The organism is Staphylococcus durrellii (assembly GCF_015594545.1).
GTDB lineage: Bacteria > Bacillota > Bacilli > Staphylococcales > Staphylococcaceae > Staphylococcus > Staphylococcus durrellii.
Genome location: NZ_JADIIO010000001.1, coordinates 186,276 through 201,377, shown reverse-complemented (window position 1 = coordinate 201,377; position 15,102 = coordinate 186,276). Strand labels below are relative to the sequence as shown.

At 34.6% G+C, this 15,102-nt stretch carries 16 protein-coding genes; 3 read left to right on the top strand and 13 right to left on the bottom strand.

Annotated features, from left to right (window positions below):
* Window positions 1-4 precede the first annotated feature (4 nt).
* Both ISP02_RS00855 and trhO read left to right on the top strand, forming a co-directional pair.
* The gene (locus tag ISP02_RS00855) at window positions 5-1,228 is read left to right on the top strand and encodes a metal-dependent hydrolase family protein (protein WP_195719783.1); all 1,224 of its coding nucleotides are present in this window, start codon (window positions 5-7) and stop codon (window positions 1,226-1,228) included.
* A 443-nt stretch (window positions 1,229-1,671) separates the two neighbouring features.
* Complete coding sequence (gene trhO, locus ISP02_RS00850; RefSeq protein WP_195719782.1) at window positions 1,672-2,625, top strand: oxygen-dependent tRNA uridine(34) hydroxylase TrhO; 954 nt, start codon at window positions 1,672-1,674, stop codon at window positions 2,623-2,625.
* Window positions 2,626-2,694: 69 nt separating this feature from the next.
* Here trhO and fadH read toward each other — a convergent pair whose 3' ends face one another.
* The 5 genes from fadH to ISP02_RS00825 form a co-directional block, all read right to left on the bottom strand.
* On the bottom strand, window positions 2,695-3,459 hold the full coding sequence (gene fadH / locus ISP02_RS00845; protein ID WP_195719781.1) for a 2,4-dienoyl-CoA reductase: 765 nt from the start codon (window positions 3,457-3,459) through the stop codon (window positions 2,695-2,697).
* 168 nt (window positions 3,460-3,627) lie between these two features.
* A complete protein-coding gene (locus ISP02_RS00840; protein ID WP_195719780.1) occupies window positions 3,628-4,659 on the bottom strand; it encodes a sensor histidine kinase in 1,032 nt (343 codons plus the stop codon).
* Window position 4,660: 1 nt separating this feature from the next.
* Window positions 4,661-5,344 (bottom strand): response regulator transcription factor, encoded by a 684-nt coding sequence (locus ISP02_RS00835; RefSeq protein ID WP_195719779.1) that lies wholly within the window; start codon window positions 5,342-5,344, stop codon window positions 4,661-4,663.
* 5 nt (window positions 5,345-5,349) lie between these two features.
* Window positions 5,350-5,775 (bottom strand): DoxX family protein, encoded by a 426-nt coding sequence (locus ISP02_RS00830; protein WP_195719778.1) that lies wholly within the window; start codon window positions 5,773-5,775, stop codon window positions 5,350-5,352.
* 74 nt (window positions 5,776-5,849) lie between these two features.
* Window positions 5,850-6,290: a DM13 domain-containing protein gene (locus ISP02_RS00825; protein ID WP_195719777.1), complete on the bottom strand. Its 441-nt coding sequence runs from the start codon at window positions 6,288-6,290 to the stop codon at window positions 5,850-5,852.
* A 274-nt stretch (window positions 6,291-6,564) separates the two neighbouring features.
* On the opposite strand from ISP02_RS00825, the gene ISP02_RS00820 reads away from it, so the two are divergent.
* Complete coding sequence (locus ISP02_RS00820; protein ID WP_195719776.1) at window positions 6,565-6,993, top strand: Hsp20/alpha crystallin family protein; 429 nt, start codon at window positions 6,565-6,567, stop codon at window positions 6,991-6,993.
* Window positions 6,994-7,154: 161 nt separating this feature from the next.
* Here the strand turns inward: ISP02_RS00820 and pcp are convergent, their stop codons facing one another.
* The 8 genes from pcp to ISP02_RS00780 all read right to left on the bottom strand — a co-directional run bounded on the left by pcp (window position 7,155) and on the right by ISP02_RS00780 (window position 14,995).
* Window positions 7,155-7,793: a pyroglutamyl-peptidase I gene (gene pcp / locus ISP02_RS00815; RefSeq protein WP_195719775.1), complete on the bottom strand. Its 639-nt coding sequence runs from the start codon at window positions 7,791-7,793 to the stop codon at window positions 7,155-7,157.
* A gap of 21 nt (window positions 7,794-7,814) precedes the next feature.
* Window positions 7,815-8,741 (bottom strand): DUF979 domain-containing protein, encoded by a 927-nt coding sequence (locus ISP02_RS00810; RefSeq protein WP_195719774.1) that lies wholly within the window; start codon window positions 8,739-8,741, stop codon window positions 7,815-7,817.
* A complete protein-coding gene (locus tag ISP02_RS00805) occupies window positions 8,734-9,438 on the bottom strand; it encodes a DUF969 domain-containing protein (RefSeq protein WP_195719773.1) in 705 nt (234 codons plus the stop codon). The genes ISP02_RS00810 and ISP02_RS00805 overlap by 8 nt, the downstream gene beginning before the upstream one ends.
* A gap of 228 nt (window positions 9,439-9,666) precedes the next feature.
* The gene (locus tag ISP02_RS00800; RefSeq protein WP_195719772.1) at window positions 9,667-11,250 is read right to left on the bottom strand and encodes a BCCT family transporter; all 1,584 of its coding nucleotides are present in this window, start codon (window positions 11,248-11,250) and stop codon (window positions 9,667-9,669) included.
* Between the two features lie 172 nt (window positions 11,251-11,422).
* The gene (locus tag ISP02_RS00795) at window positions 11,423-11,899 is read right to left on the bottom strand and encodes a DUF1440 domain-containing protein (protein ID WP_195719771.1); all 477 of its coding nucleotides are present in this window, start codon (window positions 11,897-11,899) and stop codon (window positions 11,423-11,425) included.
* Between the two features lie 256 nt (window positions 11,900-12,155).
* Entirely contained in the window at window positions 12,156-12,890 is a 735-nt protein-coding gene (locus ISP02_RS00790) for a transglycosylase family protein (RefSeq protein ID WP_195719770.1), read from the bottom strand.
* A 338-nt stretch (window positions 12,891-13,228) separates the two neighbouring features.
* Entirely contained in the window at window positions 13,229-14,608 is a 1,380-nt protein-coding gene (locus tag ISP02_RS00785) for a cryptochrome/photolyase family protein (RefSeq protein WP_195719769.1), read from the bottom strand.
* A gap of 15 nt (window positions 14,609-14,623) precedes the next feature.
* On the bottom strand, window positions 14,624-14,995 hold the full coding sequence (locus ISP02_RS00780) for a YbgA family protein (RefSeq protein WP_195719768.1): 372 nt from the start codon (window positions 14,993-14,995) through the stop codon (window positions 14,624-14,626).
* Between the last annotated feature and the right edge of the window lie 107 nt (window positions 14,996-15,102).

The window sequence follows — 15,102 nt, the reverse complement described above, 5'->3', positions numbered from 1 at the left end:
TACAATGTTAATTAAAAATATTAATTTGATAGACGGAACAGGACGCGAGGTACAAAGTAACGTAGACGTGCATATTCAAGATGATGAATTTGCTGCGATTGGCTCAAACCTTAATGTTGAGGACAATGAAGTCATTGATGGACAAGGTAAATACATATTGCCCGGCATGATAGATAGTCACGTACATCTTATGGAAGAAATGAAGCCTCTAGGACAAAAATTAGCTACGCCATTTTCATATACTTTTTATCAAGCAATAGATCATTTAAAGCGCACCGTTGATTGTGGTGTCACAACAGTACGTGACGCATTAGGTGCCGATCAAGGCATTAAAGAGGCTGTTCAAGACGGTTTAATACTGGGACCACGCATGCAAGTAAGTATTAATGCTTTGACTATTACAGGTGGCCATGGTGACAAACTCACTAAGTCAGGTATTGTGATGCCCAGCTTTTTAGAAGACTATCCTGGTTTACCTAATGGTATTTGCGATGGCGTAGAAGAAGTGCGTAAGAAAGTGCGTCAAATGTTACAAGCTGGCGCCGACGTCATTAAAGTACATGCAACTGGTGGTGTTACAAGCCCTACCGATCACCCAGACTATACGCAGTTTTCTGTCGAAGAACTCAAAGTGATGGTACAGGAAGCCCAATTTAGAGATAACCGTAAAGTTATGGCACACGCTCAAGGATTACAAGGCGTGAAAAACTGTATCGAAGCAGGCATTCACTCTATCGAACATGGTATTTATTTAGACGATGAAGCAATTGAAGGCATGAAAGCTAAAGATATGTTCCTCGTACCAACACTTTTAGCACCCGTTTCTGTTATTGAATTTGCCGATGAATTAGGCATGTCAGAAACATCAATTCAAAAATCAAAAGAAGTCATTGATGCGCATACGACAAGTTTTAACAAAGCAGTAAAAGCCGGCGTTAAAATCGCTATGGGTACAGATGCTGGCGTCTTTAAACATGGTACCAACTTACGTGAATTAGAACTCATGGTTGAACACGGTATGACACCTATGCAAGCCATCGTCGCATCAACACAAACCTCAGCACAATGTCTCGGCTATCAAGACTACCTAGGCACGGTCGAAATTAATAAAAAAGCCGACTTTATTATGGTAGATAATAATCCATTAGACGACATCGGTTTACTTAAACATCCAGACAACATCCAAGTTGTAGGCATCGGTGGTAAAGTCGTCAAAGACATTCGATAAAATAAACAGGCCTCCTACTTTGAATACAGGAGGTCTGTTTTTATTATTTCTAAGAATCAGTTAATTTTTGCTAAAAATATCGAAATTTTAGACACCCCGCACTACAACTTCAGACAAACGGCAGACTTTCCTCTAAGATAATGTTGTAATTATTTGGATAAAAGTTTATAATTATACTCTTATGAATTTCTTCTACGTCAAGTTTCTCAACTCTTTCTCCCCACCCTATTTCTTATATTATGGAAAAAGAGTAAACTTAATTATATTAATACATTGAATATTATCGCTTTTTTGTTAAAATATAATATGGAATTTCTTTGCCCCTTCATCAATTAAGTAATCAAGGGTGCAGGATACAATTATTGATACTTATATCATTCAACCACACAGACACTTTATATAAATGATTAAAAACAACATTAAAATTAAGAGGAGTTAGAATAATGGATTATAGAGTATTATTATTTTACAAATATGTAACGATTGATGACCCTGAAACTTTTGCAGCTGAGCATTTACAGTTTTGTAAGGACAACGACTTAAAAGGTCGTATTTTAGTATCTTCTGAAGGTATCAATGGTACAGTGTCTGGGCCTAAAGAAGTAACTGATAATTATATCGCTCACATGAGAGCCGATACTAGATTCAGCGACATCGTCTTCAAAATTGACGAAGCTGAAGGTCATGCATTCAAAAAAATGCACGTTCGTCCACGCAATGAAATTGTCGCTTTAGATCTTGAAGATGACGTTAACCCTAAAGAATTAACAGGTAAATATTTATCACCTACTGAATTCAGAGATGCATTACAATCAGATGATACTATTGTCATCGATGCTCGCAATGACTATGAATATGACTTAGGTCATTTTAGAGGGGCTATCCGTCCTAACATAACTAGATTCAGAGACTTACCAGACTGGATAAAGGAAAATAAAGAACAATTTATGGATAAAAAAATTGTCACTTATTGTACTGGTGGTATTCGTTGTGAAAAATTCTCTGGTTGGTTATTAAAAGAAGGTTTCGAAGATGTAAGCCAACTTAAAGATGGTATTGCAACTTACGGTAAAGACCCTGAAACAAAAGGTGAATTATGGGACGGTAAAATGTACGTTTTCGACGAACGTATTAGCGTAGAAATTAACCAAGTTGATAAAACGGTTGTAGGTAAAGAATGGTTCGATGGTACGCCATGTGAACGTTATATTAACTGTAGTAATCCTGAATGTAACCGTCAAATTTTAGTTTCTGAAGAAAACGAAGAACGTTATTTAGGTGCTTGTTCGCATGAATGTGCAGCACATGACAAAAACCGTTACGTTCAAAAACACGACATTAGTGAAGAAGAAAAAGCTAAACGCTTAGAAAACTTCAAAGATTTAGTAAACCAATAATATTAATCACTAAAAAGCACCCCATCTTTATTAAGATGGAGGTGCTATTTTTTATTTTAATCCGCATTTCTAAAATGGATTACGGTTTAACCACTGTCCTCCGTCCATTGTGATGCAATCACCATTTATGTAGTTCGCTTCATCTGAAAATAAAAAGCGCGCTAATCCAGCGATTTCTTCTGGTTGACCCATGCGGTTTAAAGGTACGCTATCTAATGTTTGTTGTCGCGCATCTTCTGAAAGTGTCAGTCTTTGAGCGCCTCCAGTATTATCTATCGGTCCGGGCGCAATAGCATTAGCGCGTATACCATATTTAGAACCCCATTCTACAGCAATCGTACGTGTCATTGATAACACGCCTGCCTTGGCACTTGCAGAGTGAATAACTCCAGGTCCAGAAGACCATGAATACGGCGCAACAATATTTACAATAACACCTTTATGTCCTCGTTCAATCCAATGCTTACCTACAGCTTGTGTGCAATACCACGTGCCATTTAATACGATATTAATGACTGAATTCCAACCATTAATAGATAAATCTTCGGCAGGACAAATAAAATTACCTGCGGCATTATTAACTAAGCCATCAATTTTCCCGAACTTATCTAGAGTTTGATTGACAGTCTGCTGTACCTTTTCAGGGTCACGTACGTCCATTGCCACACACAATACCTGTCCTTCACTTTGTTCGATTTCTTGTTTCGTTGTTTCTAATTTTTCTGGAGTACGCCCTGTAATGACGACATTAGCTCCCTCTTGGACAAATCGTTTAGCCATTGCCTTACCCATACCGCTACTGCCACCAGTTACAATTATTACTTTATCCTTCATAAGCAAGCTCCTTAACTTTATGTATTTATACCAACTATATGAAATCGCTTACATATAATGCAAGAAAAATCACTTATCTCTATAGTTTGTCCCCTATTAATTATTTAGTATGCAACCCTCTTTCATATTAACGAGAAAAAGCACCTAGTAGATAGATGCTTTTCACAATTATTGTATTGGAAAGATGAGCGTCATCGTCGTCCCCTTACTAAATATGCTATTCACTTTTATTTCGCCACCTATACGTTCTGTCAACGTTCTTGCAATATAGAGACCTAAACCTGTGCCACCAGTTGTTTTATTACGAGAATCTTCTACTCTATAGGTACGATTAAAAACGTGCGGTATATGTGCCTCTTTTATTCCTATACCTTCATCAGTCACTGAAATGGCTATTTGTTTTTCATCGATACTTGCGACATCTATTTTAATTGGCGACCCTTTAGCAGAAAATTTCAATGCATTATCGATAAAATTAGTTATGATTCTTTCAAGTGCCACCTTATCTTGTTGAAATGGTGAGATAGTATCATTGATATTTAATTTTAACTCTCTTGCTTCTTTTAATAATTGTTGTTGGTAACTTTCTAGTATAGGTATTAACAATTGATCAATATTAATCGATACTTGTAGCTTTTCAATGCGATTGACTGCTATTAAGTCTGTGAGGTCATCGAACATCTGTGATAAACGATCAGTTTGCGTAATTAAAATACGATAAGCCGCTTCAACATCTTGCTGATGATGAATAACACCGTCTTTCAGTCCCTCTGAATAGGATTTAATGCTTGCTAACGGTGTTTTTAAATCATGTGCCAAGTTTTGAATCATTGTTATCTTTTCATCTTGTTCTAATTGGATAGCTGTCATTTGTTCTTGAATTTTAGCAACCATCCTCGTAAACGATATATTCAACTCTTTTAATTCATTCGGTGAAGTTATGGGTAAGCATTCAATATTAAAGTTACCTTGTGCGATTTGTTGCGTTTGTATGTTTAGTTGTTCTATTTTTTGAATCGTCGGCGCTAGTAAAAATATCGCTATAATCATCGTAATCATACTTGAAATAAAAGATCCTAATGTTAACATGACCGTTTGATGAACGTTAAACCACATTAATTTATACAGTACAAAAACGAATAACGTGGTAACAAGTATAGAAGCAATAAATGCATAAAATAGTTGTTTGCGAATAGACATGTTAAACACTCCTTTGAAATTTATAGCCAAGCCCCCACACAGTTGTTATCGTATAATCATTAAATTGACAGCTTTCTAGTTTTTCTCTGATACGATGAATATGTACATTTAATGTATTCATATCTTCATAATACGCATAGCCCCATACTTGCTCTAACAGCTCTGATTTTGAAATAGCCATTGTTTCATGTGTTGCAAAATACCATAATAATTCAAACTCTTTTATTCTAAATCCCAATTCTTGCCCATTAATTTCTGCTGTTTTGGTTGAATTATTAAGTATTAAACTCCCACATTCAATAATATCTTTCTGGGTAGGTTTCTGTGCCGTTCTATTTAAAATATTTTTAGCACGAATAACTAACTCTCTCGGACTAAAAGGTTTCTTAACATAATCATCGGCACCTAGCATCAAACCATAAATAGTGTCACTCTCAGTCGTCTTCGCCGTTAAATAAATGTAAGGGATATCTATCCCTTGCGCTTTCATTTGTTCTACAACTTTATAGCCATTAAGTTCTGGCATCATAATATCTAAAATGATTAAGTCAACGCCATTATTTAATTTGTTCAGCGCTTCTTTGCCATCACAAGCAGTCGTTACATTATAACCTTCAAACTCAAAATAAGTCTTACAAATCTCTCTAATGTCTTGTTCATCATCTACGATTAACACGTGACTCATCTTTATCAACCCTTACCTGTTGTTCTTTTTAAGAAATGACTTAAACTTAATTTTTTCATCTTTTCTTTATTCATTAACAATATTATAAAGAAAAACAGTTGCGTTGGGTATGTAAAAATCATGTCAGCCAAAATATAATTTAACATGATAAACACACCAAAGAAGCTCGCTACATAAGACAGTACACCTAATATCAACGCCAAACCTATTGCTATTTCACCTAAAGGAATTATCCATTTAAATAATTCCAGATTAGGTGCCACAACGTATTCAAAGAAATCTTTGTACCAATATGGCGAATCTTGATTTTCTTTTACCACTGGTACTAGTCCATCTACCGCAAAACCGCCAGTCAGTTTTTCATAACCTTGAAATAACATATAGCTACCAGAACCTAAGCGAATAAATAATACTATCAATTCCCTTATCATAATTATTTTCACTCCTAAAAAAGGGCAGCAAAGTATTGTTAATGTACATTAATAATACTCCTCCGCCCGTCATATTATTTTAATTTAGCCGATCCAAAGATAACGTGTGCTTTATCACAATATATTGTTACTGTGTCATACTGTTCAGCATCGATGTTATCAAGGTCAAACGTTTGTGTTGCTTCATCATGTTTAACGGCATCAATCTTTTTACCTTCTTTAATTTTGTTACCTTTAGTTAAGTAAACATGTAAATCTGGGCCCTTAGAAGAACTATAATCAGTTAGCATTAATTTACCATCTTTGATCATCGCTTTACCTTCTACTTTTTCTTTATTTTCAGATTTGAACATACCTTCTTTTTCTATTTTAGTGTTGTCATAAGATTTCTTCTCGTCTTTCATTTCTGTTTTAGTCTCTGCCTTCTCACTTTTCTTATCATCCATATTGTTACAAGCGCCTAATAATAAAGTTCCTGCTATAGTCGTTGAAAATACTAATGTTTTGAGGTTCATATGATTTCCTTCTTTCAATTTAGTTTATGCTTTAATCATAATAAGCCCTCTCCATAAATCACATTAACTTAGGATTAACTAGCATTAACTATTTCTTAAATATCGATAAAGTCAGTTAATAACTCAAAAAGTCAAAATAAGTTTTTGACTTTGACTTTCTTTGACCTTTTTGCTATTATATAGTTGTAAGGTTAAAGAAGGCATAATACAGATGATAATGAAGTACTAATTATTATGCCGATACGCCAATCACAAGATAAAGGAGAGATGTTTTATGGCATTTGAAATGAAACCTTTCAACAACTCATTTTTCGACGTGAACCCAAGTGATTTCTTTAAAGATTTTGGACGTCAATTCTTTGATCAATTCCCAAGTCAAAATATAAAAACTGATATTACAGAATTAGACGATGCTTTTGAAATAGAAGCAGAATTACCTGGTATGGATAAAGACAATATACAACTTCAATTCGATAACAATATTTTAACTATTGCAGGCAAACAAACAGTTGAAAACGAAGAACACGACGACGCAGGTCGCGTTATACAACGCGAACGTAGTTACAGTAACGTAAGTAGACAATTTTCATTTAATAATATAGATAAAGACAATATTACTGCTTCTTACAATAATGGAATGCTTCACGTGAAACTTCCTAAAACACAACAAGAAGATACAAGTTCAAATATTCAAATTGACTAATCAACTCACTGGTTAAAGACATGAATAACGAAATAGAGTGGGACTATAAATTCTTAAGTGAATTTGTAGTCCCACTCTCGCTAGGGTTATCTTCTCTTTAGATAACTAACACGCCCTTATTATCTACTAATAGAGGGCGTGTTTTATACATATTATTCAATTTAATGTGTTTCTCCTAATGCTACATGGCTATCATCTGAGTTAGATATCGCTTTGATTGCAGCAGTCAAACCTTGCACAATAGTGTCTAATGACATTGAAGGTACATTTTGTTTCGTAGCGACTTGGTCAGGTATAAATGGTACGTGAATAAAACCAAATAGTATATTCTGATGTGTTGTCGCTTGCAAATGACCCATTTGATATAAGATATGATTACACACAAACGTACCGGCTGTATTTGATAGACGTGCAGGCACACCTGCGTTTTGAATTGCTTCTGTCATTGCCTTTACTGGCATATTAGAAAAGTAAGCCGGAGCGCCTTGTGGTTGAATCTGTGCATCAATAGGTTGATTTCCTTTGTTGTCTGCGATGCGGGCATCATCAATATTGATGCCGACACGTTCGGGTGTTAGTTCAAAACGTCCACCCGCTTGACCGATTGTTAATACAGCATCATAGCTGTCTTTTACTAAAGCTTCAGCAAGTACATCTCTTGATTCATGGAAAACGGTAGGGATTTCTAGTTTCGTAATATCATGCTCTCCAATTTGCTCAGCTAATTGCTTTACCGCTTCTAATGCAGGGTTTACTTTCTCTCCACCAAATGGGTCAAATGCTGCTACTAACATTTTCATAAAATTGTCTCCTCCTTATAATTAAAATGCCCAAAAATACATCAGTACGATATGTATGATGATTAATGATATAGCAATAGGTACTTGCGCTTTTATTACGCCAAACTCTTCTTTCATTTCTAGTAAAGCTACAGGCAATGTGTTAAAGTTAGCAGCCATTGGTGTTAATAAAGTACCACAAAACCCTCCTGTCATAGCTAAAGCTCCAGCTATTGCTGGATCTCCTCCTTGTGAAATGACGAACGGCATACCAATACTTGCCGTAATAACCGTAAACGCAGCAAATGCATTCCCCATCAACATCGTAAATAAGACCATACCTAAGATATAAGCCGTCACACCTATCAAGTGATTGCCTTCTGGTAAAAATGTCGATATCCCTTTTGAAATCACACTTCCTACTCCACTAACCGTAAATAGGACGCCTAATGCGGCTAAAAATTGAGGCAAAATACCTACTGTACCGACCTGTTGCGTAAGTCTATCACTATCATATAATATGTATGATGCTTTAGGTTTAATAACCATTACCGCTGCAATAATACCTACGATAGATGCTACGCCTAATCCAACTGCGCCTCCGAGTGGTGTCCAATTGGATACTACGACTGCTACGACTGCTAAAATAATCGCCGGAATAAATAACTTGTTGCCATATTTTGATGCACCTTGTTCTACCTCTTTATCTGTAACATCTACAATATTTTTAATAGCAACTTGTTTAAATAACGTTAATGCACCCATACATAATATCAAAACACCATTAATACTATTCGGTATGTATGGTCCAAAAATAAATAATACACCTAATATAATCCAAAAAAGCGACGTTCCATATTTTTTTCTATTATCTTGAGCTGTTAGCGTACGGTAAGACGTATAGAACAATTGTAAACCAATTAATACATAAAAAATTTCTAATAAGGTATTTAAAGTCTGACTACTCATCTTTCGTCACCTCTTTTTGTTCATATTTACGTTGAAAATAACGATCGATACGTATATTATTCAACCACACTATAATGAACGTAATAATCGCAATTGGTACCGATGCTAAAGCCAAATCAACCGCATCGACATTAATTTTTAATGATTTAAATGTACCTACCATTAATAAAACACCAGCGCCGCCAACGAATAAATTTTGACCAAAGAAATTACCATAATTTTCCATTGCTGAAGTTTGAGCTTTAATAAGTTCGACGTCTTTGTCATCTACTTGTTTATTGTTCAACTTAAAACGTGTGCGCAAAGCACCTTGCACCATCGGATTAATTAATGGCCGCACAAATTGAGGATGCCCTCCAATTCTAATAGACGCTAATCCTGCAAGTTCTCTAACACCTAAATAGACGGTCATTAACCTACCACTTGTAACCTTATTAATCTTACCGATAAGCTTAGAAGCTTGTTGTTTTAACCCATAACGCTCGATTAAACCAACCATAGGTAATGTGAGTAAAAATAGTGTCACTAACCTATTGTCTGTGAAGGCTTTACCTAACGTAGACAAAATATCTGTGAAATCCATTCCAGACACAAGGCCCGTCACTATTGCCGCTATTAATACGACTGCAATCGTGTCAATTTTTAGTAAAAAGCCAACGATAATAATGACTATGCCAATCAATTTCAACCATTCCATGATAACTCCTCCTTTTATGTTAACGCTTTCTAAAAACATACCACAGTATGCCAAACGATAAAAGATGCCCAATATAATAGGCTATAAAATAAATAACATCACATAAAAACAAACTAAATGGTTTAAGTCTGCTAAGAATGATCTAAACTCAATTAATTACGCATAAAAAAACTGTGACATTTACTTATGCCACAGCCTAACCTATACGAATTATGCTTATTAAGTTGATTATTGCTGCTTATCCGCATTGTCAGTTGTATCCTTTTGATTCACTTGACGGTAATGTAATAATTTTTCGTCACCAACATAAAATTTATTTTTTTGATGTCGTGGTTTTTCTAAGGCAAGGGATTTGAACAATGCCCACATCATAAAGATAATGACGACTGAAAATGGTAAAGCTGCAATAATCAATAGGTTTTGAATAGATTGCGTACCGCCAGTATAAATCATAATAATTGCAAATAAGGCTAAAATAATGCCCCAACTTACCTTCACGATACCTGATGGGTTAATTTCACCTTTAGAGCTTAACATGCCTAATACGTATGTCGCAGAATCCGCAGATGTTACGAAGAATATCATGATAACAACGAGCGTTAGAATACTCAGTATAAAGCCTAATGGAAAATGTTCTAACGTTGCGAATGTCGCTGTTTCAGTTGCTTCCTTAGCAATATTGGCAATGCCTTGTTGTTGTACGAAAATCGCAGAAGCGCCAAATACTGCAAAAAATATAAAACAAACAAGTGCTGGTACAAATAAGACACCTAAAATAAATTCTTTAATCGTTCTACCACGAGATACACGTGAGATAAAGATACCTACGAATGGTGCCCACGAAATCCACCATGCCCAATAGAACAATGTCCATTGTTGGACCCATTGGAATTTTTCTCCGCCACTTTGCGGAATACGTAAACTCATCTTGAAGAAATTGAAAATATAATCACCAAGCGCATTTGTAAACGTATTTAATATTTGTAGTGTCGGGCCTACTAAGAATAATCCTAGTAAGACAATAAATGCTAACACCATATTAATATTACTTAAACTTTTAATACCTTTATCAATGCCTGACCATGCAGACCAAGTAAATAATATTGTAGCTATGACGATAATCGCTACCTGCATACCAAAGTTAGATGGTGTTCTAAATAAAAAGTGTAATCCTTGATTAATTTGAAGTGCACCAAAGCCTAATGTCGCTGCCACACCTGTAACGGTCGCAATTATTGCTAATACATCGATTGCACCACCAATAGGTCCTCTCATCATTTTACTACCAAAAATAGGTGTGAGCGTGGCACTCACGAGACCAGGATAGCCTTTATGAAAATTAAAATAAGCAAACACTAGGGCAACGATTGCGTATACACCCCATGCATGAATCCCCCAATGGAAAAATGCAAACTGCATTGCATCGTTAATAGCCGTCTGTGTACCAGCCTTGTGTACCGGTGTTAACGTATACGCATGGCTAATAGGTTCAGCTGTTGTCCAAAAGACAAGTCCCATGCCCATCCCGGCACTAAACAACATGGCAAACCATGATTTAAGTGAGAACTCGGGCTCTTCACCTTCTTCTCCCAATGTAATTGAAGAATATCTAGAAAATAATAAATATACACATACAATAAGTATTACTAAAACTAACAATAAGTAATACCAACCAAAATTTACTGCTATGAAATTTGTAATTGCTTGAGTTTCCGATTCTAATTGTTTAGGCCATATTGCACCATAAACAACAAATAATGTACAAATTGCTAGGGCAACCCAAAACACTACAGTTAATTTATTCAAACGCATAAAAAATAGTAGCCCCCTATATAGTTTATGAATAACTTATACCCTAAATTTACGTTATTATGTATTGCACAAGTATTAATATTCCAAAAATATGATTAATGTCTATCTTGTTAATTATTAAAATAAAAAACAGTGATTCCAAATAAGGAAATCACTGTTTATATATAATAAATTATTTAACTGCATTTCTGAATAACTCAATACTATTCATCCAAATAATGTGTCCTAATAGTTCAGAAACATGTTCTTGTATCGGTAATTCATTTGCTTTAGGCGTTAGTTTTAATTTCGGTAATACCCATTCATGAAATATAACGTGGATAGCAACACCAAATACTAAACCTTTACCTAAAGTAATTTTATTACATCTTTCAGCTAGCATTGCATAAGCGAACGCATTAGCAACAGAAAAACCATAATGAATTCCCATTACCGCAAGCGGTATTTCATTTTCATTATACGTAACTGTATAGTTTTGAATACTATTTGGTACCTTAAACTTTTTCATCATAGTTACTGGAGGCGGCGCTTCATCGCGTTGTGGGGTCCTAGGTGGAACAATGCTCTCCCAACCCATTTTAACCATACCACCAACTAAACCACCTGCTAAACCAGTTAGTAAAATACGTTTGCAAGAAATATTCGTCATATTAGATTCACCTCACCCATTGTCCCTTTACCCTAAAAAGAAAATAAACAATCAAATGGTAAATTGCTGAATTACTAATAAATTAGTCTTATTTTTTTATAAATCTAGTTATTTTTGATGTGCGAAGTTTATATTTTCTAAGGATGAAAAATATAATAATAAACTTTTTAATAGCGTAATGATTTGAGCAAAAAATAAGCCCTACCTCTCTTGAGGTAAGGCTTATTTTTAGAGTTGAACATAATTTATTTTGAAATTATGCAGTTACCCATTGTGAAGCACCAGCAGAGTTGTATAATTTAACAGCTGCTGCGTCTTGTACTGATTCAGGTGCTGATGAAGCTGGTTGACCTTGATATTGAGAAGGTGCTACTGAATCCCATGTAGTTTGTAAGAATTGATATTTACCTGATGCACCTGAAGATGCATTTGTAGCATGGATGTCGCCACCTGATTCACGTTGAGCAATTTGTTGTAAGTGACTGTTAACATTTACTGAAGAACCACTGTCGTCACTTGAGCTTGAATTACTTGAACTTGATGTAGATTCTTGTTGTGTTTGTTCAGTTTGAGGTGCTTGTTGTTGTTTAGGTTGTTCTTGTTGTTGTGTTTGTTGAGCACCTTGTTGTGTTTGTTCAGTTTGAGGCGCTTGTTGTTGTTTAGGTTGTTGTGTTTGTTCAGTTTGTTGTTTTTGTTGTGGTTGAGCTTGTTCACTATTTGATGATTGGTCAGAACCTCCACCAAATCCCCAAGTCCAGCTCTTACCATTTGAAGAGAAGTGATAGCTTGTACCATTTTGAGTAAAGCTTATATTATATGAACCTTCTTGAACAGGTTTTGCGTCTAATTGAGATGGATTATTTTGTGCTAATTGTGCTAATTGTGCGTGGTCAGCTCCAGTTGTTTCTGCTGCACTTGCATGATGTCCTGTCGCTAATCCTGTTACACCCAATCCTAAAGCTAATGTTGAAGTTAATACTGTTTTTTTCATAATTTAAAAAATCCTCCTATAAGGTAATAAGTTTATTTGTATGATTAATTTGCTGTAATCACTATAACATCTAAAAAATAGGTGTAGGTTACAGGCAAATAAAAAAAACACTTGTTTTTTTACATCCTAATTACATAAAATATGCTAAAAATAAGCACAAAAATATGCTCTCAAAACTATCATGAAAGTTTCGAGAGCATATTTCTAACGCTAAATCTCTGTAACACTAGTGTAATACTCGAATAAGATTTAGCTATTTTTGTAACTTATTTCCTCTATTTGTTACTTATTATTCCCAGGAAATTTAACTTTAAAACACTTAAAAGTAAATTTTTATTCTATTTTCCTACATTTTTAAATTTTGTCATTACGTGCTCTCTACTTGTTTTGTGATCAACGAGTTCTTTCGGATAGTCTTTCCCTAATTCTATACCGTATTCTTCTTGTAGCTTTGTTGCATAAGACATAGGGTGATGTATATATTTTGGTTGGACATCATCAAATATTGGTAATTCTTCTTTAATAAAATAGCCATTTTTATCGAAACGCTCACCTTGTGTACTTGGATTAAACATTCTAAAATAAGGCACAGCATCAGTACCGGTAGAGGCCGACCATTGCCAACCGTGGACATTTGATGCGTTATCGTAATCTATCAAGTGTTGTTTGAAATATGCTTCTCCCCAAGTCCAATCTATAAATAAGTCTTTAGTTAAAAATTGTGATACTACCATTCTTAAGCGGTTGTGCATATGACCCGTTCTATTTAATTTGCGCATCGCAGCATCAACTAGAGGATATCCTGTTCTACCCTCAGTCCAAGCTTTAAAATTCTTTTTATTATAAGACCAACTCAACTTACGGTATTTCTCATTAAATGATTGATGTGCTGTGTTGGGAAATTGGGTCATCAATACATAGTAAAATTCTCGAAACATTAACTCTCTAATATAAGCTTCATAATTCTCCTCATCGTTCGGATAATTTTCCAATAGATCATTCATTACCATAGTAATATCTAGTAAACCATATGCTAAATCAATACTCATGCCACTAACATATGCTTGTGCTACGTCATCTCTATTTGAGGCGTAATATCCTATATCATTTTTTAAGAATGTTTGCCATGCTTTAATAGACTGTTGTTCAAGATTTTTATCGGGATTAAATGTAATTTTAGTCTTGTTTTCACCTTTAACACAAAGGTCACTTATATTGTTAAGGTTATCGTTATATGTAGGTTTTTTCACTATCTTATCTCTGTTTGCTTTATAAAAACTTGTAAAAACCTTATACGGTTCTTGTTGCTTATTAAAAGTTAGTGATGGTTGTAAGTAATGGTTAACTCTTCTACCTATAATTTCGATATTCTGTTTTTTTAATCTAGTGCTAATATGTGGATAATCATTTTCTTCATTATTGTAGCTCATAATATCCTTAGCAAGTAATACGTGTGTTAGTTCTATGCTACGACATAATTCTTCTAGTTCATCGTAAGATATTATAAATGGCTGAATATTGTACTGCTTTAATGCCTCAATAAAGCTACCAACAACATCATAATAATATTGTTGTTTCGTTTTACTAACATCGTCCATGTTTTCAATAGGTATTAATATCGCAAGTTGTTCAATACTATCTTTATGTTCATTAATATAATGAAATAATGGATTGTCATTTATCCTAAATACACGATTTAAAATAACGCCTAAATTCATTTTTGTCCTCCTCGTCTATCTATGTAAAGCTGTACTTTCTATTAAATATTGCACTTCATACTGATATGCTAAATTTTTCAAAAACTGTTGCAGCTGTGTTACTTCAATTTGATTATCTTGGAACTGCCGCTTCAACGTTAAATATTGTTCCTTTTCATCAGTTGTAGCACTATTTTTAAAATAACCCCACATATGGTCATAGGCATTAACTATAGACCCTGTTGTCGGTTTGATTTTTAAAGCCTCATTAATTTTTTCTTCAACTGTTTCGTATGAAGGACCTTGTTTAAGTAACTCACGTATCTCATCATAATGTTGTTTACTATGAGTTAGCACACGATATTTTTCTTCTCTCCATAAACGTTCTATATATCCTCGTTCTTTCATGCTTCAATCTCCTTTCACTTCCTTCATTATAATCATTTTAAAAACACTGTAGGTAATATAAAATTTTGCGCTATATTGTTACATCTATTTAATGTCGGGTATAGAAT

Bases quoted from the DNA above. Each gene is read 5' to 3' on its own strand.
- ISP02_RS00825 (WP_195719777.1), bottom strand. From the start codon at position 6,290: ATGAACCTCAAAACATTAGTATTTTCAACGACTATAGCAGGAACTTTA.
- ISP02_RS00785 (WP_195719769.1), bottom strand. From the start codon at position 14,608: ATGAATTTAGGCGTTATTTTAAATCGTGTATTTAGGATAAATGACAAT.
- ISP02_RS00835 (WP_195719779.1), bottom strand. From the start codon at position 5,344: ATGAGTCACGTGTTAATCGTAGATGATGAACAAGACATTAGAGAGATT.
- ISP02_RS00840 (WP_195719780.1), bottom strand. From the start codon at position 4,659: ATGTCTATTCGCAAACAACTATTTTATGCATTTATTGCTTCTATACTT.
- trhO (WP_195719782.1), top strand. From the start codon at position 1,672: ATGGATTATAGAGTATTATTATTTTACAAATATGTAACGATTGATGAC.
- ISP02_RS00780 (WP_195719768.1), bottom strand. From the start codon at position 14,995: ATGAAAGAACGAGGATATATAGAACGTTTATGGAGAGAAGAAAAATAT.
- ISP02_RS00810 (WP_195719774.1), bottom strand. From the start codon at position 8,741: ATGAGTAGTCAGACTTTAAATACCTTATTAGAAATTTTTTATGTATTA.
- ISP02_RS00805 (WP_195719773.1), bottom strand. From the start codon at position 9,438: ATGGAATGGTTGAAATTGATTGGCATAGTCATTATTATCGTTGGCTTT.
- ISP02_RS00795 (WP_195719771.1), bottom strand. From the start codon at position 11,899: ATGACGAATATTTCTTGCAAACGTATTTTACTAACTGGTTTAGCAGGT.
- ISP02_RS00830 (WP_195719778.1), bottom strand. From the start codon at position 5,775: ATGATAAGGGAATTGATAGTATTATTTATTCGCTTAGGTTCTGGTAGC.
- ISP02_RS00800 (WP_195719772.1), bottom strand. From the start codon at position 11,250: ATGCGTTTGAATAAATTAACTGTAGTGTTTTGGGTTGCCCTAGCAATT.
- ISP02_RS00820 (WP_195719776.1), top strand. From the start codon at position 6,565: ATGGCATTTGAAATGAAACCTTTCAACAACTCATTTTTCGACGTGAAC.
- ISP02_RS00790 (WP_195719770.1), bottom strand. From the start codon at position 12,890: ATGAAAAAAACAGTATTAACTTCAACATTAGCTTTAGGATTGGGTGTA.
- pcp (WP_195719775.1), bottom strand. From the start codon at position 7,793: ATGAAAATGTTAGTAGCAGCATTTGACCCATTTGGTGGAGAGAAAGTA.
- fadH (WP_195719781.1), bottom strand. From the start codon at position 3,459: ATGAAGGATAAAGTAATAATTGTAACTGGTGGCAGTAGCGGTATGGGT.
- ISP02_RS00855 (WP_195719783.1), top strand. From the start codon at position 5: ATGTTAATTAAAAATATTAATTTGATAGACGGAACAGGACGCGAGGTA.